We start from the raw sequence: 24,878 nt of genomic DNA on the forward strand, positions 1-24,878 counted from the left end.
ACTCACTTCTTCCTTAACATCCAGCTTTCGACGAGCTGATAAATATGATCACTCAATTTCTCTGCATCATGACGAAGGTAGGTACGAAATAGCACGAGTCGATCAGCAATAATCCGATACCCTCTCTTCGTGACTTCTTCTAGGTCCAAATGAACCGCTTTAGAACCCTTTTCCGCATATCTCGCCTGGACTTGCGGAGGGATTTCCCCATTGTTCACAATCACATAGTCAAACAAATGTTGGCCCAGATGATCATAAATGGCATCCAGATGATCGCTGACCGAGTAGTCGTCGGTTTCGCCTGGCTGTGTCATCACATTGCAGATGAACAACTTTACAGCATTCGATTTCACAATCTCTTCCGCAATCCCAGGGACAAGTAGATTCGGCAGCAAGCTGGTATATAAACTACCGGGGCCGCATAATATAGCATCCGCCTCACGTATAGCTTGAACGGCTTCAGCTAGCGGTGTCACATTAGCCGGCTCGATGAATACACGCTTGATGCGTCCATCCGCTTTTGGAATCTTGGACTCGCCTACGACTAAGGTACCATCTTCCATGATCGCTTTCAACACGATAGCTTGATTCGATGCGGGAAGCACCCGACCTCGGACAGCAAATACCCGGTTCATCTCTTGAACCGCAGTGACAAAGTCACCTGTAATATCCGTAAGTGCTGCTAGTATTAGATTTCCCAGACTGTGTCCAGCTAAACCTGTACCCACTTGAAATCTGTATTGCAGAATAAGCGACAGCAAGGGTTCGACATCAGCAAGGGCCGTTAGCACACTGCGAATGTCACCTGGGGGCGGCATCTGCAATTCATTCCGGAGAATACCTGAGCTTCCTCCATCATCCGCTACCGTCACAATGGCTGTAATATCAACCGGTTTCTCCTTCAATCCTCTAAGCATAACCGAAAGACCTGTTCCACCGCCAATAACGACTATTCTGGGCTTGCGTTGTAATTCAACATGTTCCATACTTCTTTCACCCTCTTAATCGTAGGACTGCTTATACACGGTCCCGCTCGGCGTCTCGATGACTCAAACGCACGGTTTCGGTTTCGCTGTTCCCCATCACCTTACCGAGGTATTCAGTGATGGCGACGGATCGATGTTTACCTCCAGTGCAACCTATGCCTACAACAACCTGACTCTTGCCTTCTTTCTTATACTGAGGCATTAAGAAATGCAGCATATCGAGCAGCTTATTCAGGAACTCTTGTGTTTCGCTCCACTTCATCACGTAGTCATACACATCGGGATCTTGACCTGTCTGCGGACGAAGCTGTTCCACATAGTGTGGATTCGGTAAAAAGCGAACATCGAAGATTAAATCAGCATCAATAGGGACACCATACTTAAATCCGAAGGAGATTACATTTATAGATATGCGGTTTGTTTCCAAATTGGTAAACCTGGAAATAATTCTTTCTTTGAGCTGCACCGGCTTAAGCGTGCTTGTGTCAATAACCTGTGTGGCTAAGCCTTTCAGCTCTTCAAGCAGTTTACGCTCAAGACCAATACCTTCAAGCGGCGCTCCATTAGGAGCTAGCGGGTGACGGCGGCGGCTTTCCTTATAACGCTGCACTAGCGTCGCATCGGTAGCATCTAGGAATAGAATTTCATAACTAAGCGTGTAATTCTCTTGAATATAACGAAGCGACTCCTGAAGTGCAGTGAAAAATTCACGCCCTCGCAAATCAATCACCAGTGCCACTTTGCCGATTTTCCCCATCGACTGCTCGATCAATTCAGCAAATTTAGGAATCAGCACAGGAGGTAGATTATCGACGCAGAAGAATCCTAGATCCTCTAGACTCTGAACGGCAATCGTCTTACCTGCACCTGACATTCCTGTAATTATGACCAGTTTCGCTAAAGGGTGGTTTTCTTCCATGAATGACACCTTCCTTTGGAGTGCTTCTCGCAGGCCAACTCAGATTCGCTAACCATACGAACAGTTCATACTACATCTATCTTAAATTCAAACCAGCAGCGCCTACGATGCCCGCGTCGTTACCGAGTGTTGCAGCAACGATCTCAACACCTTCAGAGGCTGTCTCTGGCGTGTATTTTTTAAAGGTTTCACGAATCGGTTGGAATAAAATTTCCCCTGCTTTAGAAACACCACCACCGAGTATGAATCGTTTCGGGTTAATAATAACAGCCATCGCAGCCATCGAACGTCCAATATAATAAGCAGCACGGTTCACGATGCGCAGGGATACTTCATCTCCACTCTTCGCTGCATCGAAAACATGCTTCGCTTCAATCTTCTCATGAAGAGCTAGTGACGTTTTCTCGCCGCGTTCAACCGCTTCATTGGCCATACGGACGATGCCTGTTGCCGACGAAACTGTTTCTAGACAACCCATTTGTCCACATCCACACTGAATCGCTTCAATGTCTGGTACAACGGACATATGCCCCAGCTCTCCAGCCATACCCGTAGAACCTTGATAAATTTTCCCGTTAATAATAATCCCGCCGCCAACACCTGTTCCAAGTGTATAGCAAACCACATTTGGAATTCCTGCTCCGCTGCCTGCCCAAGCTTCGCCTAACGCAGCTACATTGGCATCGTTGTCGATTTTAACTGTTTTACCAAGAAATTCTTCCAACATTTTCTTCGCAGGCACATTGTGCCATAGCAAATTTGGAGAGAATTTGACGAAGCCTTCCGGAATATCCATGAATCCGGCTAAACCTGCCCCAATACCAGCCACTTGCTCCCATTCAAACGGAGACTCTTCGACAATTTGGCGTACATACTGCGCAATTCGCTCAATTACAAAATCAGAACCATTCTCCGCGCCTGTAGGGCCTTCAAACGTATGCAGCAGTTTTCCCTGCTCGTCGCAGATACCCACTTTGATATTCGTACCGCCTAAATCTACACCGATATAAATCTGATCTGACATTGCAAGGTCACCTCATGAATATTCATATAATTTTCGGTAATATGCTCCTGTTCCAACTATAAGTCAAGCCTGTAAACTGGTCAAGATTCAACAGCACCCAAAGAAATGAGAAAACGTGGAGAGATTGCCCTCCACGTTTGCTGTAAAGACTCCAGACCACTTACAGCGACTGGCTCCAATCGTGTACGATGTTGCCTTCTAGGAACTTTTCAGCTTCCAGAGCAGCTGCGCATCCACTTCCTGCCGCTGTAATCGCTTGACGATACTTCGTGTCTTGCACGTCACCACAAGCAAATACACCAGGGATATTCGTCTCCGTCGTGCCTGGCTTCACAATAATATAGCCTTGCTCATCCGTATCGATTTGTCCACCTAAGAACTTCGTATTCGGTGTATGTCCGATAGCTACAAAGATACCATCCGTTTCGATGATTTCATCTTCACCGGTTTCGTTATTTTTGACCTTTAGGCCTGTTACACCTTTTTCGCCAGCTACAACTTCAAGCGGCGTATTATTCAGTGCCCATTTCACTTTCTCGTTGCCGCGAGCACGGTCCTGCATAATCTTCGAAGCGCGCAGCTCATCGCGGCGGTGGACTAAGCGAACTTCCGAAGCAAAGCGAGTAAGGAAATTCGCCTCTTCCATGGCGGAATCACCGCCACCAACAACAACAATCTTTTTGCCGCGGAAGAAGAATCCATCACACGTTGCGCAAGTACTTACGCCGCGTCCGATGTTTTCTCTTTCATTGGTAATTCCCAGCAATCTGGCAGAAGCACCCGTGGAGATAATCAGTGTTTCTGTCTCGATCTCGCCGAGACCTTCAACTTGCAGTTTAAACGGACGATTCGTCAGCTCAACAGAGTTCACCCAACCAGTTTTGAATTCGGCGCCGAAACGTTCTGCTTGCTTACGCATATTCTCCATTAATTCAGGACCCATAATCCCTTCAGGGAAGCCGGGGAAGTTCTCTACTTCGGTAGTAGTGGTAAGCTGTCCGCCTGGCTCTGGTCCCTCAATAACGAGTGGGCTAAGATTGGCGCGCGCTAAATAAATGGCTGCTGTTAGACCGGATGGTCCTGTTCCTACAACGACTGATTTGTACATATGGTTTCCCTCCTAGGTGCTTTCCTCAGGAAAGCTATCTACGTAAGCATCGCCTGTGTTTTGCTTCAGCAAGACAGCCTTCGTATGCTCCGCTTTATTGTGCTTCCATGCGAGCAGTTGAAACCGCCGCTTTATTTATGTATGAAAGCCAAGTCTTTCGACAAGGCAAAAGACTGGCTATCAAATACTCGTGAATTTGTTGAAAATAGCTTCCATTTTCTCACGTAAACCGCACGTGTCATCAATCAACTTTACATTGCGGCTTACTGTCGAGACCGTAACGCCATAGCGTGTAGATACTTCCTGGTAGGAAATAGCTCGGCGATGCATTTTGGCGATCAAATATTCTAACGCTGCCGCCCAGCCCTCGGATTTATGAATCTTAGGCACGCCCGGGTAGATCTTCGTTAGAAATTCAACCCATAGGATTTCCAAGTCATACTGTTGAACCATATCATAGCGTTTGTGCATATGCGACAGCGCTGTTTCCATCACACTCTGCCATTTGGCATCCCAAATAGGCAAATGCGGCGAGTATGGAGAGGCCTCCACCGTAATCTCTTGATTCTCAAGATAAGCTGGAAGTGACTCTCGGATCCCCATGCTGCGGAGCACGAAAATGGCGACTCGTTTCAAATAGTCATCCTCTTGGCGATCTAGGATGAAATCCTGTAAAGCATCTCTCACTTCATTATCAGCAATTAAGCCGAACGCTTGGATCACCTGCAGCTTCGTCTCGATATCGCCATGGCGCAAAGCCCAGAAGAAGGAGGATCGCACTAATGGATCTTTCTTCAGTTGGTCTGGGATTCCTTGCGTGGATTTCTCCAATACCCTAAACTGCTCTTCGAAAGGCAGATGGTAATGATAGCTCCACGTTAGCGGCCCTTCGACCTTCTCGCGTGAGCGCAGCTGCTCCAAGTAAAACTTGGAGATTTCGGCACCAGGATCAAGCTTCTCGGCTTGTTTCCAATAACGGTAAGCTTCGCCGAATCGACCGATGTGGCTGGCTGCTACCGCTGCGTAATGATAGAGGCAAGGGTCTGCTGTCCCGTCTCCTGCTTTAAGCAGTCGCTTAAACAAGTGGTATGCCTTCTCATGCTCAGAAAGGATACCCATTGTTGTAGCAAGCTTGAACACATGATCCTGCTGAAAAGGAAACGTCTTGCACAATAGAGATGTTAGCTCAGCTAACTCCTCCTTGTTACCGAAATGCTGATGGAAAATGGCCATGTTACATAGCGCATGCAGATTTCCGGCATCGATGTCGAGCACCGCACGAATCGTTTCCATCGCCTTCTCAAACTGACCCATATAGTAATAAGCAAGGGCCAGATTGTTGCGGGCAGCTGTGAATTCAGGCTGATTCTTCACCAATTTCTCTAACTGCCTCACAGCTTCAGCGAATTTTCCCTCTTCGAGAAGCGCACGGGCTTTATCATGCTCGAAGAGCCCTTCTCGACTCTTAATGCTAGTGAGAGGGGCGGGACGTTCAAGCTCGTAGCTCAGCATTTCCATCATTTCTTCGGACTCATCCATGAATTGACCTGTTGGGTCAGTTTCCAAATATCGAACCAACGCTTGTTCGGCCTGCTCGAAATTTTCCATGTTGGCATAGTTGTTTGCCATATAAAAGTGACATTCCGTCATCTCGGGATCGATCGTATCAAGGACATGCTGCAGAATTTGGTTCGACTCGTCATAATTGCCCATTTCGGAGAGAACTCCTGCGAGATTACAGTGATTCACAGGGTTATCCTGCTCATACTCTGCAGCTCGCCGGAAATATTTCAATGCCTTATCATAATGAAACCGATCCAAAGATTGAACCGCTCTCTCGAAAAAGAATGCGGCATCCATGTTAATTGAGATAACTTTAGGCTTTGGCGCTTCGGACACACGCTTAATCTTTTCCATAGCAAGACACCTCCGGCAATTTGATTACACTCAAATTATACCATAGATCGCTTGGAAGCCAAAAACATAATCCGAAGGTAAGATCTGGTCTTGATTTTGCACTTAAACTTTGCTCTTGAACTTGCTCTAGACCCTCGTGCAATAGTGGCTTTAAAAGTCGGCTTTCAAAACCGAGAAGGTTGAACGAAATCCGAGGAACGAGGAACGGAGCGTAGGTAAGCCTACGTGAGTACCACAGTTCCCGGATTTCGTTCAAGATTCGACGCCGAATCCACTTCCCTGCTTAATCCTCGTTTTCAAAGTCGCCTTTTAAAGCTTCCTTATACGCCGCCGTATTTGAAGAGGGAGGATAGGGATCCACCTTCGTTGATAATGCGAATCGCATCAGACAACAGCGGAGCTACTGAAAGCACATTGAATTTATCGGAATGTCCTTCCGGAATCGCAATGGAGTCCGTGATGATAACTTCCTTAATGCTAGGATGATCTAAACGCTGCAGGGCAGGTCCGGAGAACACAGGATGTGTCGCACAGATATATACATCATGCGCTCCTCTTTCCTTCAGACTCTCAACAACGTTGACAATCGTCGTACCGGTATCGATAAGATCCTCGATAATGATCGGTGTACGTCCTACAACATCACCAATGACGTGAGTAATCACAGACTCATTGTGTTCTGGGCGTTTCTTAATCATCATCGCGAAAGGCGCATCGAGAATGTTCGCCATTTTTTCAGCGGTTGTCGCACGTCCCGCATCTGGAGATACGATGATCGGGTTAGGTAAGTTTTTCTTCTTGATGCAATCACTGATAAGATCAAGAGCGGTCAGATGATCCACCGGAATATTGAAGAAGCCTTGAATCGCAGGCGCATGAAGGTCAATCGTTACAACACGAGTTGCACCTGCTGCACTGAACAAGTCAGCTACTAATTTAGCAGAAATCGGCTCACGGGGAGCAGCTTTACGTTCTTGACGAGAGTAACCATAGTAAGGGATGACAAGGTTGATCGTTCTTGCAGAAGCTCTTTTCGCCGCATCCATCATGACCAAAAGTTCCATCATGTGCTCATTAATCGGATGGGAAAAAGTTTGTACCAGGAATACGTCACAGTTACGAATCGTTTCTTCGTAAAGACAGTAAATTTCTCCGCTTTTAAAACGGGAAAGCTTAATTTGTCCAAGCGGCTGGCCGAGCTCTTTACAAATACGTTCCGCAAGCTTCGGATTCGAAGATCCGGAAAAGATTTTAACATTGTCGCTATGCATGGTTAATGGTTACCTCCGAAGGTTCATTAAATAGATTATACAGTTCCTACTCATTATACATGAAACATGTCGAAATTAAAAAGTCACAAGATGTCGTTTTCGGGCAGAAAATGTGGCTATTTCGTTAAATCCAACGGATTTCAAGAGTTCCCTAGCTTCGTCCAAATATTGGGACAACCGATCCGGCTGGTGCGCGTCCGAACCTATCGTGAGTGGAATTCCCACCTTATGACAATATTCCAGCATTCGGCGGCTCGGGAACATCTCTTTACACGGATGGCGCAAGCCAGAAGCATTCAGCTCGATCGCAAGCCCACATTCTTTCACAGTGTCCAGTGCCGCCTTCTCAAGCTCCCATGTATCACGATCCGGGACGTAACCAAATCGTTTAATCATATCGATATGACCGATATAGTCATACAGTCCGGTTCGGACTGCTTTCTTCACTGCCTCGTAGTATTGGGTATAAACGGCGTAAATATCCTTGCCTTCCCAACCCGCTAGCTGCCTAAAATCAGAAATATCCCACTCGCCAAGGAAATGGACAGAACCGATAACATAGTCCCATGGGTACGCTTGGATGATTGCGGCAATCTGCGTCTCATAGCCTTCGATATAATCGCCTTCTAGCCCGACACGGATATCAATCTGATCTTTGTACTTCTCTTTAAGATGCAGACACTCCTCTACATAGCGAGGCAGCTCTTCCATCGGCATGGCCATTTCCGGCCAATAAGTCGCAGGGTCCACATGCAAAAGCGGCATATGATCCGAAAGCCCCAACTGTGTGAGCCCGATCTCGATGCCGCGTTTGACGTATTCCTCCAGTTCCCCGGAGGCGTGACCGCAGCGTACATGATGTGTATGATAATCAATCAACATCGTGAATCCACTCCAGGTCGTTTTTATTTATTTTTTGACGTGCCGATTGGCCAGCTCTTTCATTATATCATCCAAAGGCAATTTATTATTACGTAAAAGGACCATTAAGTGGAAAATAAGATCACTCGCTTCATAGCGAAGCTCATCGTTATCTTTGTTTTTGGCTGCGATAATCACTTCGGCCGTTTCTTCGCCGACTTTTTTGAGAATCTTATCGACACCTTTTTCGAAAAGATAAGTTGTATAAGCACCCTCAGGGCGCTCAGCGTCACGCGAAGCAATAACAGCCTCCAACTCGCCAAGGATCGCGAAACGATCGCCAGCAGAGGCAGTAGGTGCATCTTCTTGTGCAGAACCTTCTGTTTCTAGGGGGATATTAGCTGTGAAGCACGTATAAGTACCATTGTGGCAAGCAGGTCCCACTTGTTCCACGAGAACCAGAAGTGTATCTGCATCGCAGTCGTAACGCAGTGATTTTACTTTTTGTGTATGACCGGAAGTTGCCCCTTTGTTCCACAGCTCCCCGCGGGAACGACTCCAGAACCAAGTATCACCCGTTTGTATCGTACGCTGCAATGACTCGCTATTCATGTAAGCAAGCATGAGCACTTCTTTGCTGACTGCGTCCTGTACGATGGCAGGTACAAGCCCCTGTGCATCATAAGTAATCTGATTTATTGAAAATGTCATCGGATTTCAACCCCTTTACCTTTAAGGTCGTCTTTGACCCCTTGAATCGTTAACTCTTTATAGTGAAAAATAGTTGCCGCCAGCCCTGCATCGGCTTTGCCTTCGGTAAATACATCGTAGAAATGTTCCGCTTTGCCCGCTCCACCGGAAGCAATCACAGGAATCGTGAGCAGCTCGGACACGGCACGCGTTAGCTTCAAATCAAAGCCGTCCTTCGTCCCGTCCGCATCCATGCTAGTAAGCAGGATTTCTCCAGCGCCAAGCTCTTCCATACGTTTCGCCCACTCCAACGTCTTAATGCCAGTGGCGTTGCGTCCGCCATGCGTGAACACTTCCCACTCGCCCCACTCTGCATTAAATTTCGCATCAATGGCAACGACAATACATTGGGAACCGAACTTCCGCGCTCCATCCGAAACCAGCTGAGGATTACGAACCGCCGCTGTGTTGATTCCGATTTTATCCGCTCCGGCGCGAAGCAGGCGTTTCATGTCGTCCACACTGGAGATGCCGCCGCCAACGGTGAAAGGGATCGTAATCTCTCCTGCCGTTTGACGGACAACCTCTACCATTGTCGCCCGTCCTTCCACCGAAGCCGAAATGTCGAGGAACACCAGTTCGTCCGCGCCCTCTTTATCATAAATCGCTGCCAGCTCCACCGGATCGCCTGCATCGCGCAGATTAACGAAATTAACGCCCTTGACCACCCTGCCATCCTTGACGTCTAGGCAAGGTATAATTCTTTTGGCTAACATGATGGCACTTCCTTCCTAAGCTAAACTTCAATTTGTGCAAAATTGTTGGATTGGATTGCTTATCCTCCACAATAAAGCTCCATGGCTTTGAATCGAATAAGAGTCTCTAAAAGCTTCTATTTCTGCAAAACTGACTAAATTACTCTAAATAAGAGTCTTTGCAGACTTCTATTTTCCCGAAACCGATCCTTTTCAGACTTTTCACACGGAATAGGAGTCCCTAGAAGCTTCTATCTGTGTCTAACCCGCCCTATCGCACCAAATAAGAGACGATAAAGACTGTTATTTGCTAACACACATAGCGAGGAAATTATTAAGCAGCTGCATGCCGATGTCTCCGCTTTTTTCGGGGTGAAACTGCATGCCGTATACGTTGTCTCTGCCTACAATGGCCGTCACTGGCTGATGGTAATCCGTTACCGCGAGCAGATCGCTTTCGCGCTCCGGCTTCGCATGATAGGAGTGGACGAAGTACACGTGCCCTTCTTCGATACCTTGGAAAATCGGACTCTCATTTTGCTTGGTGACTAATCGATTCCAACCCATATGCGGCACCTTGTAGTCGCCGCGAAAGCGAACGACCGAGCCAGGCAAAAGGGCAAGCCCCTCATGATCCCCATGCTCCTCGCTGCTGGCGAATAACAACTGCATACCAAGGCAAATGCCTAATAGAGGCTTACCCGATTCCGCATAACGGATGACGACATCATTCAAGCCCGACTCGCGCAGCTGCTCCATCGCATCCCCGAATGCGCCTACACCTGGCAGGATAGCGCCCTCAGCTGAGAGGATCTGCTCAGCATCCCCTGTTACAACAGCTTCGTAACCTAAACGCTCGACAGCCTTGCTTACGCTGTGTAAATTGCCCATCCCATAATCAATAATAGCGATCATTCCTACAACACTCCCTTCGTCGAAGGAACCCCCTGCACACGAGGATCAATCGATGTCGCTTCATCTAGCGCTCGGCCTAAAGCTTTAAATACAGCTTCAATCATGTGATGCGTGTTTTGTCCGTAATGCACGATAACATGCAGCGTGATACGGGCTTCTAGAGCAAATTTCCACAGAAACTCTTGAACAAGCTGAGTATCAAAACTGCCCACAGTTTGTGAAGGATATTGCGCACGATATTCGAAATGCGGTCGGTTGCTAATGTCGATAACCACTTGAGCAAGGGCTTCATCCATAGGAACGAACACGCTGGCATAACGTTTAATCCCTTTTTTATCGCCTAGTGCTTCACGAAGGGTTTGACCTAAGCAAATGCCGATATCTTCAACCGTATGATGATCATCGATCTCGATATCGCCTTTAGCATCAACGTTCAGATCGAACTGTCCGTGTTTCGTGAACAAATCAAGCATATGGTTCAAGAAAGGAACATCGGTTTGGATCTCAGAAACCCCTGTTCCATCTACTTGAAACGCGAGGGCAATGTCAGTCTCATTCGTTTTGCGGGTTACACGCGCTGAGCGAGTGATCCCTTTATCTTGTTCAGCCATTATTTCAACTTCCCTTCCTTCTTGAGTCGGATCTCTACCGCTCTAGCATGACCTTCCAACCCTTCGTTACGGGCCAGTGTCATAATCATTTCGCCATTTGCGATCAGCGCTTCCTTGCTATAGTGAATAACGCTTGATTTTTTTAGGAAATCGTCCACATTCAGTGGCGATGAAAAGCGAGCAGTGCCATTCGTCGGCAGCACATGATTGGGCCCAGCGAAATAATCGCCGACGGGTTCCGTGCTGTAGGCGCCGAGGAAAATAGCTCCAGCATTCTCAATGCGAGGCAGCAGGTTAAAAGGCTCCTGTACCAGCAGCTCGCAATGCTCGGGCGCTAAACGATTGACAACGTCAACGCCCTCGTCCAAGTTATCCACAAGGAGTATAGCTCCTTTGGTTGCTGTGGACACAGAGGCGATCGCTTTCTTCGGCAGCACATCCAGCTGCCGCCACAGCTCTTGCCGAACCGCTTCGGCAAGCTCTCTTGATGGTGTCACCAGAATCGACGGTGACATCTCATCATGCTCTGCCTGCGCCAGCAAATCGGCCGCGACGTATTCAGGATCGGCGTACTCATCAGCAAGCACGACGATGTCCGTTGGTCCGGCGATCATGTCGATATCGACGACGCCGAATACGAAGCGCTTCGCCAGCGCGACATAGATGTTGCCGGGCCCAACGATCTTATCGACCGGCGGGATCGATTCCGTGCCGTAGGCCAGCGCGGCTACCGCCTGCGCCCCGCCTACGCGGTAGATCTCTTTCACACCCGCTTCGGCTGCTGCCACGAGGATATGCGGGTTGATGCCCTCTTCCCCCGCGGTGGCCGGAGGCGTCACCATCGCGATCTCCGGCACCCCCGCAACGATCGCGGGGATGGCGTTCATGAGCACGGAGGAAGGGTAAGCCGCCTTCCCTCCGGGCACGTACAATCCGACCCGCTTCAGCGGTCGGATGATTTGGCCCAGCAGGCTGCCGTTCGCCTGCAGGTCCATCCATGATGTGCGTTTCTGCTTCTCATGAAACGCACGAATGTTGGCGGCGGCTTGTCGCAGCGCCGCCAGGAACTCGGCGTCGACCTGCGCGTACGCCGCTTGGATCTCCTCGTCGCTGACGCGAAGCTCAGCGACGGTGACGCGATCGAACTGCTGCGCCATGCGTCGCAGCGCGGCATCTCCGTCCTGCCGCACCTCATCGATGATGCGGCGGACGGTCTCATTTTGCTCGGGTGAGCCGTATTCGACCTCGCGGTTCAATTGAAATTCCGAGGCGGGAAGTATCCGCATCTTCATCATCCTCTCTTGATCGTCTTACTTTATCTCTTGATCTTGTTACTTTATCTATTTGCTCCATTTTCCGCGCAGTACGATAACATTTCCTCTATGAGTGGGAACGTCGATGCGTTATTTGCCGGAAAACAGCCTATTTCATGAATTCGAGGAACGAGGATCCCTTATTTCGTTGTTTCTGCCTCATTGAACCCTAATTTCGCTCAAATAGAGTACTCTCGTTCCGCTAATTTGAGTTTCTTAACGTTATCGTTCAAATAGAGGATCGTCGTTCCTCTAAAGTGAGTAAACTTAGACTGCATAACAGATTCAACATTCAATGTGAGTGGTCAAATCTCGATGGTTTGCTCTACGCTTTAATCACAGGCAAAACAGCCTGGAGCATATCACATAACCGCTGAATAGAGTCATTCTTCATGCGGTAACTCACCCGATTCGCAATTAAGCGGCTCGTAATCTGAAAAATCTCCTCTTGCTCCACAAGTCCGTTCTCCCGAAGCGTCTCTCCCGTTTCGACCATATCCACGATCCGGTCAGCAAGGCCAATCAGCGGCGCAAGCTCGATTGAGCCGTTTAGCTTGATAACTTCAACCTGCTGCCCTCGCTCGCGAAAATACTGAGAAGCAACGTTCGGATATTTCGTCGCGACGCGCGGATTAATCTCTTGCTTCCAATCCGGCAGTCCAATAACCGACATCCGGCAGCGTGCTATGCCCAGATCCAGCAGCTCGTACACGTTGCGGTTCTCCTCCATCAGGACATCCTTACCGACAACCCCGATATCCGCTACGCCATATTCGACATAGGTAGGAACATCCACCGGTTTGGCCAAAATGAATTCCATTCTTGCTTCATGAACCGGAATTATTAACCGGCGTCCTTCTTCCAGGTCCTCCGGAATCGGCAGACCCGCTTTATGAAAAAGCTTTGCTGCTTGTTTATATATACGGCCTTTCGGCATCGCTACTTTGAGAATATCATCCACCGTACCAACCTCCTTCAAAACTTCCAACCAACGGAGCGAGACGAACTCATTCATTTGATTTCGCTTTTGCAACTGCATTTTCTACTGCACTTGTGGATCTTATACTTGCTTTTGCTTTTGCTCTTGCTCTTGCTCTCACTCTTGCACTTGTTTCTTGCTCTTGTTCTTGCTATTGTTCTTGCACTTGCTCTTGTGCTTGCTCTCGCACTTGTTCTTTCACTTGCTCCGAATCAAACCGCCGCTCTTTCAATCATCGTAATAACATCACTATAAACCGTTCCACCAAGCTCGTACTGGCCGTCTCCCTTGTTCAACAACTCGTTCGACCAAGCTTCATACTCGCTCACCAACTGTGTGATAATGATAACCTCATCATCACTGCTGCGCATAGCCTTCGCCAGCTGCAGCGCTTCTTCACGATGCTCAGCATCGTAGGCAATCAGCACACGGCCTGGCTGCTCTACGCTTTCTTTGCCTGTAACCTCAAGGATTCTGTTCGTCTTAAGCGCAAACCCCGTCGCCGGAGCCGGACGTCCAAATTGACTTAGTAGATTGTCATATCTGCCGCCGCTGCAAACCGGGAAGCCTAAATCGGAAGCATAGCCTTCAAAGGTCATGCCAGTATAGTAGGAGAAATCTCCAATCATCGTTAAGTCAATGACTACATGCTCACTAACCCCATAGGCTTTCAGTACATCCCATACTTCGCATAAATGACGAATCGCATCCTGCGCGATAGGGTGCTGAGATACCATACGAGCTTGCTCGCATATTTCATCTCCGCCTCTAAGTCGCAGCACGCCAATAAGCTCACGCTCCACCTCAGGTGTAAGAGCCAACGACTTAATAGCTTCGCGGTACCCCACATAATCGCGACTGAGCAAATGCTCCTTCAGCGCGAGCTGTGCATCACTGCGTCCTTCCAGCGTTTCCTGGAACAAACCGTTCAGGAAACCTACGTGACCGAGCGCAATTTTGAATGCGCCTACGCCAGCCGCTTGCAGCGAAGCAATCGCTAACGCTACAACCTCAGCATCCGCTTCAGATGAACCATCTCCAATAAGCTCGACGCCCGTCTGGAAAAACTCTGAATCCCGGCCAGCTTCCTCTTCAATCGAACGAAAGACATTCGAATGGTAGGACAGACGCAATGGGAACGCATGTTCTTTGAGCAAGGAAGAAGCCACACGCGCAATTGGCGCTGTCAATTCAGACCGCAAAACAAGCGTCTTACCCTTACGGTCGAGCAGCTTGAACAGCTTTTTATCTTCTGTGGAGCTCGCAACACCAACGGTATCGTAATATTCGAGTGTAGGCGTAATGATCTGGTTATAACCCCAGCGTTCCATACAGGCCAATACTCGGAATTCTATATTTCTCAATTTCGTAACCGCTTCGGGCAAATAATCTTTAACCCCTAACGGTTTTTCAAATACTTTTGGCTTTGACACCGTCTCACCTCAATATGTAGGAATTCAATTTCCTTTTATTCACTTTAACACAGTAACGTGCTACCATACTACCAAAATAAAGAATGTACGGCTATTTTATCACGTAAGCTTAGGACCGTCAATCGTCTTTCCCCTGATTATCCGCTCTTGATATCTCTTCATTCATACGCAAAAAAAGAGCTGTACGGCTCTAGAGCATACAACTCTCATTTCTCATTCATTCTTTCACGAATCGTCTGAAGTGGATTCCCTGCTACAAAGCTATACGGTGCCACATCCTTGTGCACAACCGAACCCGCTCCAATAATGGCATAGTCTCCAATCGTCACACCCGGTAGGATCGTCGTATTGGCACCGACCATCACATGCGAACCTATATTTACGGCCCCGAGTCTATACTCATTGGTTAAATATTCATGGGCCAATATCGTTGTGTTATACCCAATAATCGTATTGCTCCCAATATGAATCTTCTCTGGAAAAAAGACATCCACCATCACCATCAAAGCAAAAGCGGTATGTTCACCAACCTTCATCCCCAATACGTGCCGGTAGATCCAATTTTTCATACGCAGCGAAGGCGAGTACCGCGTTATCTGTATGAAAACGAAATTCCGCATCGCCTTCCATTTGCTAACGGTATGATAGATTTGCCATAAAGCATTAGGTCCATCTACCGGATACTTATCCGTTTTCCTCAAACAGCATCCACATCCGACGTCAGCCCCACAATAGGAAGCAGGTCAAGCATATCGTCGATCAAATGATCCGGGTTATACTGCTCTAAGTAGGAGCGCCCTTTCCATGACCAGGATACGCCAACAGATATGACTCCCGCATTTTTGGCTGCCTCAATGTCGTAATGGCTATCTCCAACCATAACCGCTTGATCCGCAGTACTTCCTAACACCTTAAGCGCTGCAATTATACCTTCCGGATGCGGTTTCGGTTCCTTTACATCTTCAACGGTCACAATGGTACTAACGAAAGTATCCAGCCCATACAGTTTTAAACCCATCAGAGTTGTTTGTCGAATCTTGCTCGTTACGATCCCGATTTTAATCCCGTTTGCGTGCAGCTTCGCCATCGCCGTGTGCACATTCGGGAATTCTTTGACCAGCTCATCATGCTTGGATAAATTGAAGGTCCGATACTTCTTAATGATTTCTTCAACTTCTTTCCTGCCTGTAAAGAATTCCATTTGTTCCACAAGCGGACGCCCCATATTCGGAATGATGAGTTCCCGACTGACAGGCTCTGCCGTCTCACCTTCCAAACTATGCAAAAAAGATTGCACGATAAGCTCGTTAGTATCAACAATCGTTCCATCCAGATCAAACAGTACGGTTTGAATCATAGTCTGCTCCTTTATCTATCTCTTGATCTTTCATTACTTTGTTTTTCTCTTCAGCTTTCGTGGAAACAATCGGATCAGCATAACGCACATTCGCGTAACCTTTTTGCCTTCTCACGATAATAACGATAACCATCCCTATCACAATCAGAAGCGCTAACAACTGCGAGAATCTCACATTGCCGCCATAGGTAAGCACGCCCGGTTCAAATACAACCGTCATTGGTGACCACAGTGTATTCAAGAGTGACGCAAGCCACGTGGGCCCTGTGAAATCAAGACTATCTGTACGCACACCTTCGATAAAGAAACGACCAATGGAATACCAGATAAAATAACTGAAAAATAGTTCCCCTGCCCGAAGGAACGGCCTACGACGAAGCCAGAGTAGAACCAGCAGCCCTAAGATATTCCAGACGGATTCATACAGGAAAGCCGGATGATAAAAAGTACCCTCAATGTTCATTTGATTTACGATAAAATTAGGTAGGTGCAAGGTGTTGCGTAAGAATGACTCCGTAACAGGGCCTCCGTGGGCTTCCTGATTCATAAAGTTGCCCCAACGTCCTATCGCTTGTCCCACAATTAAACCTGGTGCACAAATGTCCGCGATTCTTAAGAATGAGTACCCTTTGGCTCTTACATAGAAAAAAGTACCGATTATCGCACCAATTAGCGCTCCATAAATGGCAATACCGCCGTGCCATATCATAAAAATTTCTGCTAAATTATCCTTATAATCGGACCATTGGAAGGCTACATAGTAAATTCTAGCGCCAATAATCGCTGAAGGTACCCCAATTAACAATAAATCCATGAAAAAGTCAGGAACGATTCGGAACCGTTTCCCTTCTCGAATTGCCAGTAACAAACCAATTAACGCGGCTGTACCTAAAATAATGCCATACCACCGGACATGAATAGGTCCTAAGGAAAACGCAACACTTTCGAGCATATTTTCACTCCTTCATTAATCTTTATATAAATTGCTTCTTAATCAATCGAAATCCTCAAAATCCTCGTTCAACGACTCCGTCAGTTTATTCGTAAACTGAAGTGCCGCGTTGTATCCCATTCGTTTTAAACGATAGTTCATCGCGGCCACTTCCACGATAACCGCTAAGTTTCGTCCTGGTCGAACAGGAATAGTGACGAGTGGAAGATCCGTATCAATGATGCGTGTCAATTCTTCATCAAGACCCAATCGGTCATATTGCTTGTCCTGCTGCCAATTTTCCAATTTAACAACAACCGAAATTTTCTTCACATTACGAATCGCACCAGCTCCGAATAAAGTCATTACATTAATGATACCTACACCGCGGATTTCAAGCAAATGACGAATAAGCTCAGGAGCATTTCCTGTGAGCACCTTATCGCCATTTTGACGAATTTCTACGGCGTCATCCGCAATAAGCCGGTGACCTCTTTTTACAAGCTCAAGTGCTGTTTCACTTTTCCCGATGCCGCTGCTCCCTGTAATGAGCATACCAATTCCGTATACATCGACAAGTACACCATGGATTGTCGTGCTTGGAGCTAATTTATTCTCTAGAAACCCTGTTAAACGACTTGCAAAAATCGTTGTAGACATTTGGCTTCGAAGTACGGGGAGATCACGCTTAGTCGCTTCTTCCAGTAATTCAACAGGAACATCTAATCCTCTTGTCACGATGATACAAGGTGTTTCCTCCGGCGAACATAGCTGCTCTACCCGATTTCGCCTTACACCCGTCGTTAACATTTCCATGAAGGTGACTTCCGTCTTCCCTAACATTTGGATACGTTCTCTTGGATGGTAATTAAAATATCCGGCCATCTCGAGACCTGGACGGTATAGATCACCGGTTGTTATGGGACGTTTCAGTCCAGACTCACCTGCAAGAACCTCCATATGGAGTTGTTCTACCAATTCGGAAACCTTCACTTTTTTGGCCATCGTCCTGTCTCCTCCGAGTTTTGCCTGTGCAAAACGTGCTTCATCTGCTGTTATTCATTCTTTCCAATAGTTTCATCGTAATGGAATAGTTAGTTGAAATCAACTAAAGTGTTCATGAAACTGTATGAACATACAAAAAAGGCCAGCCGCTAACGGCTGGCCTTACTGTTAAAACTTATAGATTAGGGTTAACCAAGATGGACAATGTTGTATCTTTATCGAAGAAATGAACTTTGTTCATGTCTAGAGCCAATTTAACATTTGTGCCTTCTTTGATTCCTGAACGACCGTCAACACGTGCGATTACAGTGTTAGCGCCGATACCATTCAGGTACAAGTACATTTCGTGACCCAAGTTCTCAGTCAATTCAACGTTAACGTTAAATACTGTGTTTGGGGATGCTTCCAAGAATACTGGCTCTTCGTGGATATCTTCTGGACGAACACCCAGAATAACTTCTTTACCAACGAAACCTTTATCTTTCAATACTTGTGCTTTACCAGCTGGAACTTCAACGTTCACAGTACCTGCTTTGAAGAAAACACCACTGCCTTCTTGTGTCAATGAACCTGTCATGAAGTTCATGGATGGGGATCCAATGAAGCCCGCAACGAAGATGTTCACTGGGAAGTTGTAGATTTCTTCAGGTGTAGCTGCTTGTTGAATGATACCTTTATCCATAACAACGATGCGATCGCCCATTGTCATTGCTTCGATTTGGTCATGCGTTACGTAGATCGTTGTAACACCAAGACGTTTTGTTAATTTTGTGATTTCCGCACGCATTTGTACACGAAGTTTCGCATCCAAGTTGGAAAGCGGCTCATCCATTAAGAATACTTGTGGCTCACGAACAATCGCACGACCCAAGGCAACACGTTGACGTTGACCACCGGAAAGAGCTTTTGGTTTGCGATCAAGCAAATGAACAATGTCCAAGATTTTCGCTGCTTCACGAACGCGAGCATCGATATCTGCTTTTTTGAATTTACGAAGTTTCAAGCCGAATGCCATGTTTTGATATACAGTCATATGTGGGTAAAGAGCGTAAGATTGGAAAACCATCGCGATATCGCGATCTTTTGGAGCTACGTCATTTACAAGGCGGTCGCCGATGTAAAGTTCACCTTCAGTAATTTCCTCTAATCCTGCGATCATACGAAGAGTTGTGGATTTTCCGCAACCGGATGCTCCAACCAATACAACGAACTCTTTATCTTCAACTTCAAGATGGAAATCTTTAACTGTGGATTCTTCTGCACCAGAATATCTTTTCACGATATGGTTTAAACGTACGCCTGCCATGGTTTCATTCCCCCTACGATTTATCGATCATATGCTTGCTGATCAACTTTTCAATATACTCATCTTACCTTACGAAGTCCGGACTGACTATGCACAATCCCTACAAAAAAATCACTTTCTTTTCGTTACTTTGTACAATAGTAATGCAAGTCTCACTAAAACCGCATGATTGAACGTTCTCACATCGAGTCCGGTCTCATTTTTAAACTTGTCCAAACGATAGAGCAAGGTATTGCGGTGTATATATAACTTCTTCGCTGTTTCACTAACGTTGCAATCCAGTGTGAAGAAATGTTCCAATGTGATGACCGTCTCTGCATCCAACACATGGTCTATGCCGCGAAGCACCTGCTCTAAGAATTCAGCCTTTTCCTCTTCATCAATCAAGTGCAGCAGCTTCTCCAAACGAAGCTCCCAACGAAGATGAATAAAGCTGCCTACATGAAAGGAACGCCCTAACATGATGGTTTCCCTCAGCTTGAGAATCGTGGCAAACAGCGATTTCGAAGGCTTTACCGGGTAATCAATAGCTAGGTGGCATTCGCCAACCCATTCATTAGCAAGCATTTCATACAGCCCAGACCCGAGAGCGTCGAGTATCTGCTCTACGCTTTCTTCCTCATCCCCTTCTCGCTCTTCGCTGCCACTAGTTAGTAGACCTTCGGGCGCTAGGATCAGCCACTCTTTTTCTAGTAAAGGAATCAAGATAATCTCCGATTCAAAAAAAGACTCCAACAGTTTCTTCAGTTCCGTATAGGAAACGCGCTGATTTTGAGAATAATCCCCATATAACAACAGCGGAATTTTCGTTGAATAGAGGGAGGATTGTGAAGCAAGCGCATCCGGGAGCTCGGCATGGGTTGAACCGCGTTCCATCTGCAGCAGCAGCCAATCTTTTAATTGGTGCGCCTTTCTTTCATCTTCAGATAGAAAGACTCCCCACTGCTTCTTTTCTAATGTCATCTTAGACTCTACAGTTAGTTCCACGAGCTTGCGCTCTGAAGATGTTAATTTGTCTTTGGAAACCTGCAGAATGCGAATATCTTTGTGTTCTTTGGATAAATAAAAAAGCACATCCTGACCACGCACAACACTTCGACTAAAGCTCTCAAGATTCTCTGCCTGCTCTTCCGCCAAATGCTCCCAATCCGCCTCGGATATCAAGCTAATCTGCATAGGCGACTGTAAAACCGCTTCCAAACGCTCTTTGACACGCTCCCAATCCATCTGCCTCTCTCCTTACTCCCATATATCTTCTATATCTATCTCCTTATTGTAACATATGTGCCCCCCCTCATGTGAATGTGAAAGAACCCTCCTGCAACTACTACAAAATGGATCTGTTTAGTTAGGTGACTTAGTTAAGTACTCAACTAGCCGTTACAATGGAAGCTTGGTAAATATGGCTAAATAAAACCAACTCATAATCTTTGGTAATTTGGAAATAATTGTACTGGGGTGAATTCGTCCTATAGGAGGTTCAGACAAATGGTTTGGAGTGAGTGTAGGTGACCTTATCGCATTATCGACAAAACTTTAATAACAAATTTTTGTGTGGCTCTTGTGATTAGTTTAGTCTCTATCATCAGTACACTGCTGAATAGTAAAGGCTGGTATATAGTGACCATATCTGCTTCTGGCTTGGCGTCATTTAAGGAATAATCGGCTTTATTTTTCACATCAAAGGTGTTCAGAAAGGCGTAGGTGGCTTTGTATTACTAAATTTCTTACGGGTCCGCCGGTGATGATGCCTTTACTATTTTCTGTCATTAGCATTTTGGGTCATACTGCTATTTATGGAGGTTGATTTACCTTGAAGAATCATACTTATTATCCGACCTACAACGTCATGGATGAGCAAAAGGAATGGGATTCCCATACACAAACCATCGTGTCCTCCCGACTGGTTCGTGAACATTCTTATCAATTTCTAACTCCAGTAGAAACGGAAACATTACGGGCTTGGTGCGCTCTGCTCATGGATGATCATCGAGGAGATATTATTCAAACGATCCTTACTCATATCGATCAAACGTTGGCAGAAAATAAAGGGGAAGGACAGCGCAAGGTCAATGTCCCCCCCATTCAAAACCTCCTGCGTCAGGGGCTTAAAGCAATTGACGAAGCTGGATGGATAGCCGATAGCCGACCTTTCTTCCAATTAGACGAAGCTGCTCAAAAACACATCATGCTCCAGATCAGTGAGGCCAGCTACCCTCCGACGGAAGCTTGGGATGACATTCCACAAAAAGCACTGTTTCATAAACTCCTTCAGTTAAGTGTAGAAGCCTATTACTCACATCCATTGGTTTGGTCGGAGATCGGTTTTGGCGGTCCTGCCTATCCTCGCGGATATGTAAGAGTGGATCCAGGCCAACTTGATCCTTGGGAAGCAGTGAGAAAGCCATGAAGTGGAGACATGAACATGATGCTGTCGATATCGTAATTGTAGGTGCAGGGGCAGCAGGCGGTGTATTAGCCAAAGAGTTAAGTGAAGCCGGCTTGAGTGTTGTTATGCTCGATGCGGGCCCTTGGCGGGATCCTCAGAAGGATTTCGCTAGTGACGAGCTGAGCATGCGGAGTTTAGCATGGGAGGATACTCGTATCGTCGATGGGACGGAACCATTTGGTATGGGGATCCACAATTCGGGTAGGGGGATAGGCGGCGGGACGCAGAACTTTACCGGTGTTTTTTTGCGCTTCCATGAATCAGATTTCAAAACAAAGTCCATTGATTGGCGCTGGTGAAAATTGGCCCATTCACTACAAAGATCTTGAACCTTACTGCAGTAGAATCGAAAAAGAAATTGCGGTTTCCGGACCAAAGCATTTCCCTTGGGGAAATTTCAATGGACATTACCCTTACCCAGAACGTGACTCCCTAAGTCCTAATGCTTATTTATTTCAGAAAGGCTGCGAAGCACTTGGCATTCAATCCGCGGTTACACCGATTGCTATTCTATCTGCTCCTTTTGAAGGTCGTCCTCCATGTTCCAATCGCGGCTTCTGTATCCAAGGCTGTATGCCGAACGCCAAGTTTAGTACCTTGATCGTTCATATTCCTAAGCTGTTCAAGCTTGGGGCTGAAATTCTTCCTAATTGTATGGTTACGCAAATCGAAGTCGATAAAGAGGGGCATGTGGACGGGGTTCTCTTTGTTAACCAAGGAAAGACCTACCGCCAACGTGCCAAAACAGCCATTATATGCGCTCATGTCGTCGAGACCCCTCGTCTGCTGCTTCACTCTGCTACTTCTCAATTTCCTGACGGTCTAGCGAATTCCAGCGGCTGGGTAGGCCGTGCGATTATGACTCATAGCAGTAATGATGTCTACGCCAAATTTGAGCAAGAGGTTCGTTTGTACAAAGGCACACCTGTGTTAGCCTCTACACAAGATTTCTATGAAACCGATCCGCGCAGAGGCTTCGCTCGTGGCTATACGATTCACTCTCACGGCTCGAGACCGATAGATATGGCTCAGGGGATTAGCAAAGCGTCTCATGAGCCCATCTGGGGGACGCAGCTTAGGCAAATCATGCTTGATTACAATTACTATGGGCGCTTAACCATGGTTGGTGAAGTGCTTCCACAATGGGATAACCATATCTCCTTATCCGCTGAAAAAGATGAAAATGGAATGCCTCGTGCCTCCGTAACCTTCAATTATGGAGATAACGATCGCAAATTAATCGATCATGCCGTTGAGAATATGAAACTCATCCTCAAAGCAGCCGGTGGTGAGGTTGCCCACGTGGTATCTGACACACAGCATCTCATGGGCGGCTGCCGCATGGGGAATGACCCAGCTACCTCCGTCGTCAATTCTTACGGTCAAAGCCACGACATTCCCAACTTGTTCATTTGCGATGCAAGTCTCTTCGTAACCTCCAGTGGAGGGAATCCCACTAACACCGTCATGGCGCTTGCAGCAAGAACAGCTGATTATATTTTTGACCTCGCCATTTCTTAATTTACGGAGTTAGCTTCTCGGTGAATTGCATTGCCTGTTGTCACTCATCTACAATGTAAGAGAGCATTACAAAATGAAAGGAGAAAGTGACCTCCATGGCCATCGCTGAATTCACCATTATCCCTATAGGAACTGCCACCACCAGCCTTAGCGGTTATGTAGCAGATCTGCACAAAGAACTAGAAAAACATTCCGATATCGTTTTTGAAATGACACCTATGGGTACCATCCTTGAGGGTCCCATAGATCGACTGCTGGAAGTCATTCGTGCCGTCCACGAAGTCCCTTTTACGAATGGAGCAGAGCGAGTCTCCACATCCATCAAAATCGACGATCGCCGTGATAAGCCGGCCTCTATGAAGCAAAAAATGAAGTCCGTTGCAGACAAGTTGAAATAGAAAAAAGCATCCTGCTTATGGATGCTTTTTCTTTATGTAAGAAAGGGGCAAACTCTGCCTTTTGTGATTATATAAAACAAAAAAAGACCTCACGGCCTTCAACGTTTACTTATAAAAGTGAGTCATGTAGGATTCGAACCTACGACACCCTGATTAAAAGTCAGGTGCTCTACCAACTGAGCTAATGACTCAAGGTAAAATGGAGGCTGATGGATTCGAACCACCGAACTCGAAGAGAGCAGATTTACAGTCTGCCGTGTTTAGCCACTTCACTAAGCCTCCAGATGAGAGATAACCATACTGCATTGTTGCAGCACAACCATCTCAATGGCTCGGGACGGAATCGAACCGCCGACACGAGGATTTTCAGTCCTCTGCTCTACCGACTGAGCTACCGAGCCTTATGTAATTGTCTTTAGCTTGTCCTAATTTACTAAAAAAATAAATGGCGGAGCTGACGGGATTCGAACCCGCGGTCTCCTGCGTGACAGGCAGGCATGTTAGGCCACTACACCACAGCTCCAAGCTAAAAATTAGTGGTGCCGTCGAGAGGACTTGAACCCCCAACCTACTGATTACAAGTCAGTTGCTCTACCAGTTGAGCTACAACGGCATAAAGATAAAAATGGTGGAGGCTGACGGGATCGAACCGCCGACCCTCTGCTTGTAAGGCAGATGCTCTCCCAGCTGAGCTAAGCCTCCGACTGGTTTTGGTTTTATGGTAGCGGCAGAGGGGCTCGAACCCCCGACCTTACGGGTATGAACCGTACGCTCTAGCCAGCTGAGCTACGCCGCCACATAAAAGGTATATATATTTGGAAACTGGCGGAGAGAGAGGGATTCGAACCCTCGCACCACTTACGCAGTCTAACCCCTTAGCAGAGGGTCCCCTTATAGCCACTTGGGTATCTCTCCAAGATATATATACACTCAGGAAATATTATTCCCTGAAAACTAGATACGAAACTTGCGTAAAGTTGAACATTTAGGTTTCAAGCAGAGAGACTTTAATCTACGATTAAAGATCCCTGTATTAGGTTAAGCCCTCGACCGATTAGTATTCGTCAGCTGCATGCATTGCTGCACTTCCACCTCGAACCTATCAACCTCGTCGTCTACAAGGGGTCTT

At 46.8% G+C, this 24,878-nt stretch carries 22 protein-coding genes, 8 tRNA genes, 1 rRNA gene and 1 pseudogene; 3 read left to right on the forward strand and 29 right to left on the reverse strand.

Annotated features, from left to right (window positions below):
- Window positions 1–2: 2 nt before the first annotated feature.
- From ASG85_RS11730 to ASG85_RS11825, 20 genes are all read right to left on the reverse strand, one after another.
- Window positions 3–986, reverse strand: coding sequence for a gluconeogenesis factor YvcK family protein (locus ASG85_RS11730; protein WP_057302620.1), 984 nt, complete (start codon window positions 984–986; stop codon window positions 3–5).
- A gap of 31 nt (window positions 987–1,017) precedes the next feature.
- The gene (rapZ, locus tag ASG85_RS11735; RefSeq protein WP_060646322.1) at window positions 1,018–1,905 is read right to left on the reverse strand and encodes an RNase adapter RapZ; all 888 of its coding nucleotides are present in this window, start codon (window positions 1,903–1,905) and stop codon (window positions 1,018–1,020) included.
- 76 nt (window positions 1,906–1,981) lie between these two features.
- The gene (locus ASG85_RS11740) at window positions 1,982–2,929 is read right to left on the reverse strand and encodes an ROK family glucokinase (protein ID WP_057302621.1); all 948 of its coding nucleotides are present in this window, start codon (window positions 2,927–2,929) and stop codon (window positions 1,982–1,984) included.
- A gap of 160 nt (window positions 2,930–3,089) precedes the next feature.
- Window positions 3,090–4,037 (reverse strand): thioredoxin-disulfide reductase, encoded by a 948-nt coding sequence (gene trxB, locus ASG85_RS11745; protein ID WP_057302622.1) that lies wholly within the window; start codon window positions 4,035–4,037, stop codon window positions 3,090–3,092.
- Window positions 4,038–4,217: 180 nt separating this feature from the next.
- Window positions 4,218–5,954, reverse strand: coding sequence for a tetratricopeptide repeat protein (locus ASG85_RS11750; protein ID WP_057302623.1), 1,737 nt, complete (start codon window positions 5,952–5,954; stop codon window positions 4,218–4,220).
- 320 nt (window positions 5,955–6,274) lie between these two features.
- Complete coding sequence (locus tag ASG85_RS11755) at window positions 6,275–7,225, reverse strand: ribose-phosphate diphosphokinase (RefSeq protein ID WP_057302624.1); 951 nt, start codon at window positions 7,223–7,225, stop codon at window positions 6,275–6,277.
- Between the two features lie 75 nt (window positions 7,226–7,300).
- Complete coding sequence (gene hisJ / locus ASG85_RS11760; RefSeq protein ID WP_057302625.1) at window positions 7,301–8,107, reverse strand: histidinol-phosphatase HisJ; 807 nt, start codon at window positions 8,105–8,107, stop codon at window positions 7,301–7,303.
- Window positions 8,108–8,134: 27 nt separating this feature from the next.
- Window positions 8,135–8,797 carry a bifunctional phosphoribosyl-AMP cyclohydrolase/phosphoribosyl-ATP diphosphatase HisIE gene (hisIE, locus tag ASG85_RS11765; RefSeq protein WP_057302626.1) on the reverse strand — a complete coding sequence of 221 codons (663 nt, stop codon included), beginning with the start codon at window positions 8,795–8,797 and terminating at the stop codon, window positions 8,135–8,137.
- A complete protein-coding gene (hisF, locus tag ASG85_RS11770; RefSeq protein WP_057302627.1) occupies window positions 8,794–9,552 on the reverse strand; it encodes an imidazole glycerol phosphate synthase subunit HisF in 759 nt (252 codons plus the stop codon). Before hisF ends, hisIE begins: the two co-directional genes overlap by 4 nt.
- A gap of 282 nt (window positions 9,553–9,834) precedes the next feature.
- On the reverse strand, window positions 9,835–10,446 hold the full coding sequence (gene hisH, locus ASG85_RS11775) for an imidazole glycerol phosphate synthase subunit HisH (protein WP_060646323.1): 612 nt from the start codon (window positions 10,444–10,446) through the stop codon (window positions 9,835–9,837).
- A 2-nt stretch (window positions 10,447–10,448) separates the two neighbouring features.
- Window positions 10,449–11,057, reverse strand: coding sequence for an imidazoleglycerol-phosphate dehydratase HisB (hisB, locus tag ASG85_RS11780; protein WP_057302629.1), 609 nt, complete (start codon window positions 11,055–11,057; stop codon window positions 10,449–10,451).
- Entirely contained in the window at window positions 11,057–12,343 is a 1,287-nt protein-coding gene (hisD, locus tag ASG85_RS11785; RefSeq protein WP_057302630.1) for a histidinol dehydrogenase, read from the reverse strand. Before hisD ends, hisB begins: the two co-directional genes overlap by 1 nt.
- 352 nt (window positions 12,344–12,695) lie before the next feature.
- The gene (gene hisG, locus ASG85_RS11790; RefSeq protein WP_057302649.1) at window positions 12,696–13,331 is read right to left on the reverse strand and encodes an ATP phosphoribosyltransferase; all 636 of its coding nucleotides are present in this window, start codon (window positions 13,329–13,331) and stop codon (window positions 12,696–12,698) included.
- A 230-nt stretch (window positions 13,332–13,561) separates the two neighbouring features.
- On the reverse strand, window positions 13,562–14,782 hold the full coding sequence (locus tag ASG85_RS11795) for an ATP phosphoribosyltransferase regulatory subunit (RefSeq protein WP_060646324.1): 1,221 nt from the start codon (window positions 14,780–14,782) through the stop codon (window positions 13,562–13,564).
- A gap of 206 nt (window positions 14,783–14,988) precedes the next feature.
- Entirely contained in the window at window positions 14,989–15,483 is a 495-nt protein-coding gene (locus ASG85_RS11800; protein WP_057302632.1) for an acyltransferase, read from the reverse strand.
- Window positions 15,480–16,139 (reverse strand): pyrophosphatase PpaX, encoded by a 660-nt coding sequence (gene ppaX, locus ASG85_RS11805; protein ID WP_057302633.1) that lies wholly within the window; start codon window positions 16,137–16,139, stop codon window positions 15,480–15,482. Before ppaX ends, ASG85_RS11800 begins: the two co-directional genes overlap by 4 nt.
- Window positions 16,117–17,091, reverse strand: a complete 975-nt coding sequence (gene lgt, locus ASG85_RS11810) for a prolipoprotein diacylglyceryl transferase (RefSeq protein WP_082562111.1) — start codon at window positions 17,089–17,091, stop codon at window positions 16,117–16,119. The genes ppaX and lgt overlap by 23 nt, the downstream gene beginning before the upstream one ends.
- Window positions 17,092–17,133: 42 nt before the next feature.
- On the reverse strand, window positions 17,134–18,075 hold the full coding sequence (gene hprK, locus ASG85_RS11815; protein ID WP_057302634.1) for an HPr(Ser) kinase/phosphatase: 942 nt from the start codon (window positions 18,073–18,075) through the stop codon (window positions 17,134–17,136).
- Between the two features lie 175 nt (window positions 18,076–18,250).
- The gene (locus tag ASG85_RS11820) at window positions 18,251–19,381 is read right to left on the reverse strand and encodes an ABC transporter ATP-binding protein (RefSeq protein ID WP_029199455.1); all 1,131 of its coding nucleotides are present in this window, start codon (window positions 19,379–19,381) and stop codon (window positions 18,251–18,253) included.
- A 111-nt stretch (window positions 19,382–19,492) separates the two neighbouring features.
- The gene (locus ASG85_RS11825; protein WP_057302635.1) at window positions 19,493–20,608 is read right to left on the reverse strand and encodes a PucR family transcriptional regulator; all 1,116 of its coding nucleotides are present in this window, start codon (window positions 20,606–20,608) and stop codon (window positions 19,493–19,495) included.
- A gap of 586 nt (window positions 20,609–21,194) precedes the next feature.
- Here ASG85_RS11825 and ASG85_RS11830 point away from each other — a divergent pair.
- The 3 genes and pseudogenes from ASG85_RS11830 (at window position 21,195) to ASG85_RS11840 (ending at window position 23,749) form a co-directional block, all read left to right on the forward strand.
- Entirely contained in the window at window positions 21,195–21,791 is a 597-nt protein-coding gene (locus ASG85_RS11830) for a gluconate 2-dehydrogenase subunit 3 family protein (RefSeq protein ID WP_200957372.1), read from the forward strand.
- Window positions 21,788–23,351: pseudogene (locus ASG85_RS11835) on the forward strand (GMC family oxidoreductase). Before ASG85_RS11830 ends, ASG85_RS11835 begins: the two are co-directional and overlap by 4 nt.
- A gap of 95 nt (window positions 23,352–23,446) precedes the next feature.
- Complete coding sequence (locus tag ASG85_RS11840) at window positions 23,447–23,749, forward strand: MTH1187 family thiamine-binding protein (RefSeq protein ID WP_057302636.1); 303 nt, start codon at window positions 23,447–23,449, stop codon at window positions 23,747–23,749.
- 118 nt (window positions 23,750–23,867) lie between these two features.
- Here the strand turns inward: ASG85_RS11840 and ASG85_RS11845 are convergent.
- From ASG85_RS11845 to ASG85_RS11885, 9 genes are all read right to left on the reverse strand, one after another.
- Window positions 23,868–23,940, reverse strand: a tRNA-Lys gene (locus ASG85_RS11845).
- Between the two features lie 9 nt (window positions 23,941–23,949).
- Window positions 23,950–24,031: transfer RNA gene (locus ASG85_RS11850), tRNA-Tyr, on the reverse strand.
- A gap of 46 nt (window positions 24,032–24,077) precedes the next feature.
- A tRNA-Phe gene (locus ASG85_RS11855) sits at window positions 24,078–24,150 on the reverse strand.
- 45 nt (window positions 24,151–24,195) lie between these two features.
- Window positions 24,196–24,272 (reverse strand) — tRNA-Asp (locus ASG85_RS11860).
- Window positions 24,273–24,286: 14 nt separating this feature from the next.
- Window positions 24,287–24,362 (reverse strand) — tRNA-Thr (locus tag ASG85_RS11865).
- Between the two features lie 13 nt (window positions 24,363–24,375).
- A tRNA-Val gene (locus tag ASG85_RS11870) sits at window positions 24,376–24,451 on the reverse strand.
- Window positions 24,452–24,468: 17 nt separating this feature from the next.
- Window positions 24,469–24,545: transfer RNA gene (locus tag ASG85_RS11875), tRNA-Met, on the reverse strand.
- A 27-nt stretch (window positions 24,546–24,572) separates the two neighbouring features.
- A tRNA-Ser gene (locus ASG85_RS11880) sits at window positions 24,573–24,664 on the reverse strand.
- A gap of 119 nt (window positions 24,665–24,783) precedes the next feature.
- A 23S ribosomal RNA gene (locus tag ASG85_RS11885) occupies window positions 24,784–24,878 on the reverse strand; the annotation flags it as partial.

This window comes from Paenibacillus sp. Soil724D2 (assembly GCF_001427935.1).
In the GTDB taxonomy this organism is placed as follows: Bacteria; Bacillota; Bacilli; order Paenibacillales; family NBRC-103111; genus Paenibacillus_E.

Coding starts and splice junctions, on each gene's coding strand:
- ASG85_RS11740 (WP_057302621.1), bottom strand. CDS start 2,929: ATGTCAGATCAGATTTATATCGGTGTAGATTTAGGCGGTACGAATATC.
- hisIE (WP_057302626.1), bottom strand. CDS start 8,797: ATGACATTTTCAATAAATCAGATTACTTATGATGCACAGGGGCTTGTA.
- ASG85_RS11750 (WP_057302623.1), bottom strand. CDS start 5,954: ATGGAAAAGATTAAGCGTGTGTCCGAAGCGCCAAAGCCTAAAGTTATC.
- ASG85_RS11840 (WP_057302636.1), top strand. CDS start 23,447: ATGGCCATCGCTGAATTCACCATTATCCCTATAGGAACTGCCACCACC.
- hisJ (WP_057302625.1), bottom strand. CDS start 8,107: ATGTTGATTGATTATCATACACATCATGTACGCTGCGGTCACGCCTCC.
- rapZ (WP_060646322.1), bottom strand. CDS start 1,905: ATGGAAGAAAACCACCCTTTAGCGAAACTGGTCATAATTACAGGAATG.
- lgt (WP_082562111.1), bottom strand. CDS start 17,091: ATGCTCGAAAGTGTTGCGTTTTCCTTAGGACCTATTCATGTCCGGTGG.
- trxB (WP_057302622.1), bottom strand. CDS start 4,037: ATGTACAAATCAGTCGTTGTAGGAACAGGACCATCCGGTCTAACAGCA.
- ASG85_RS11730 (WP_057302620.1), bottom strand. CDS start 986: ATGGAACATGTTGAATTACAACGCAAGCCCAGAATAGTCGTTATTGGC.
- hisH (WP_060646323.1), bottom strand. CDS start 10,446: ATGATCGCTATTATTGATTATGGGATGGGCAATTTACACAGCGTAAGC.
- hprK (WP_057302634.1), bottom strand. CDS start 18,075: ATGGCCAAAAAAGTGAAGGTTTCCGAATTGGTAGAACAACTCCATATG.
- hisB (WP_057302629.1), bottom strand. CDS start 11,057: ATGGCTGAACAAGATAAAGGGATCACTCGCTCAGCGCGTGTAACCCGC.
- ASG85_RS11820 (WP_029199455.1), bottom strand. CDS start 19,381: ATGGCAGGCGTACGTTTAAACCATATCGTGAAAAGATATTCTGGTGCA.
- ppaX (WP_057302633.1), bottom strand. CDS start 16,139: ATGATTCAAACCGTACTGTTTGATCTGGATGGAACGATTGTTGATACT.
- ASG85_RS11825 (WP_057302635.1), bottom strand. CDS start 20,608: ATGGATTGGGAGCGTGTCAAAGAGCGTTTGGAAGCGGTTTTACAGTCG.
- ASG85_RS11755 (WP_057302624.1), bottom strand. CDS start 7,225: ATGCATAGCGACAATGTTAAAATCTTTTCCGGATCTTCGAATCCGAAG.
- hisF (WP_057302627.1), bottom strand. CDS start 9,552: ATGTTAGCCAAAAGAATTATACCTTGCCTAGACGTCAAGGATGGCAGG.
- hisD (WP_057302630.1), bottom strand. CDS start 12,343: ATGCGGATACTTCCCGCCTCGGAATTTCAATTGAACCGCGAGGTCGAA.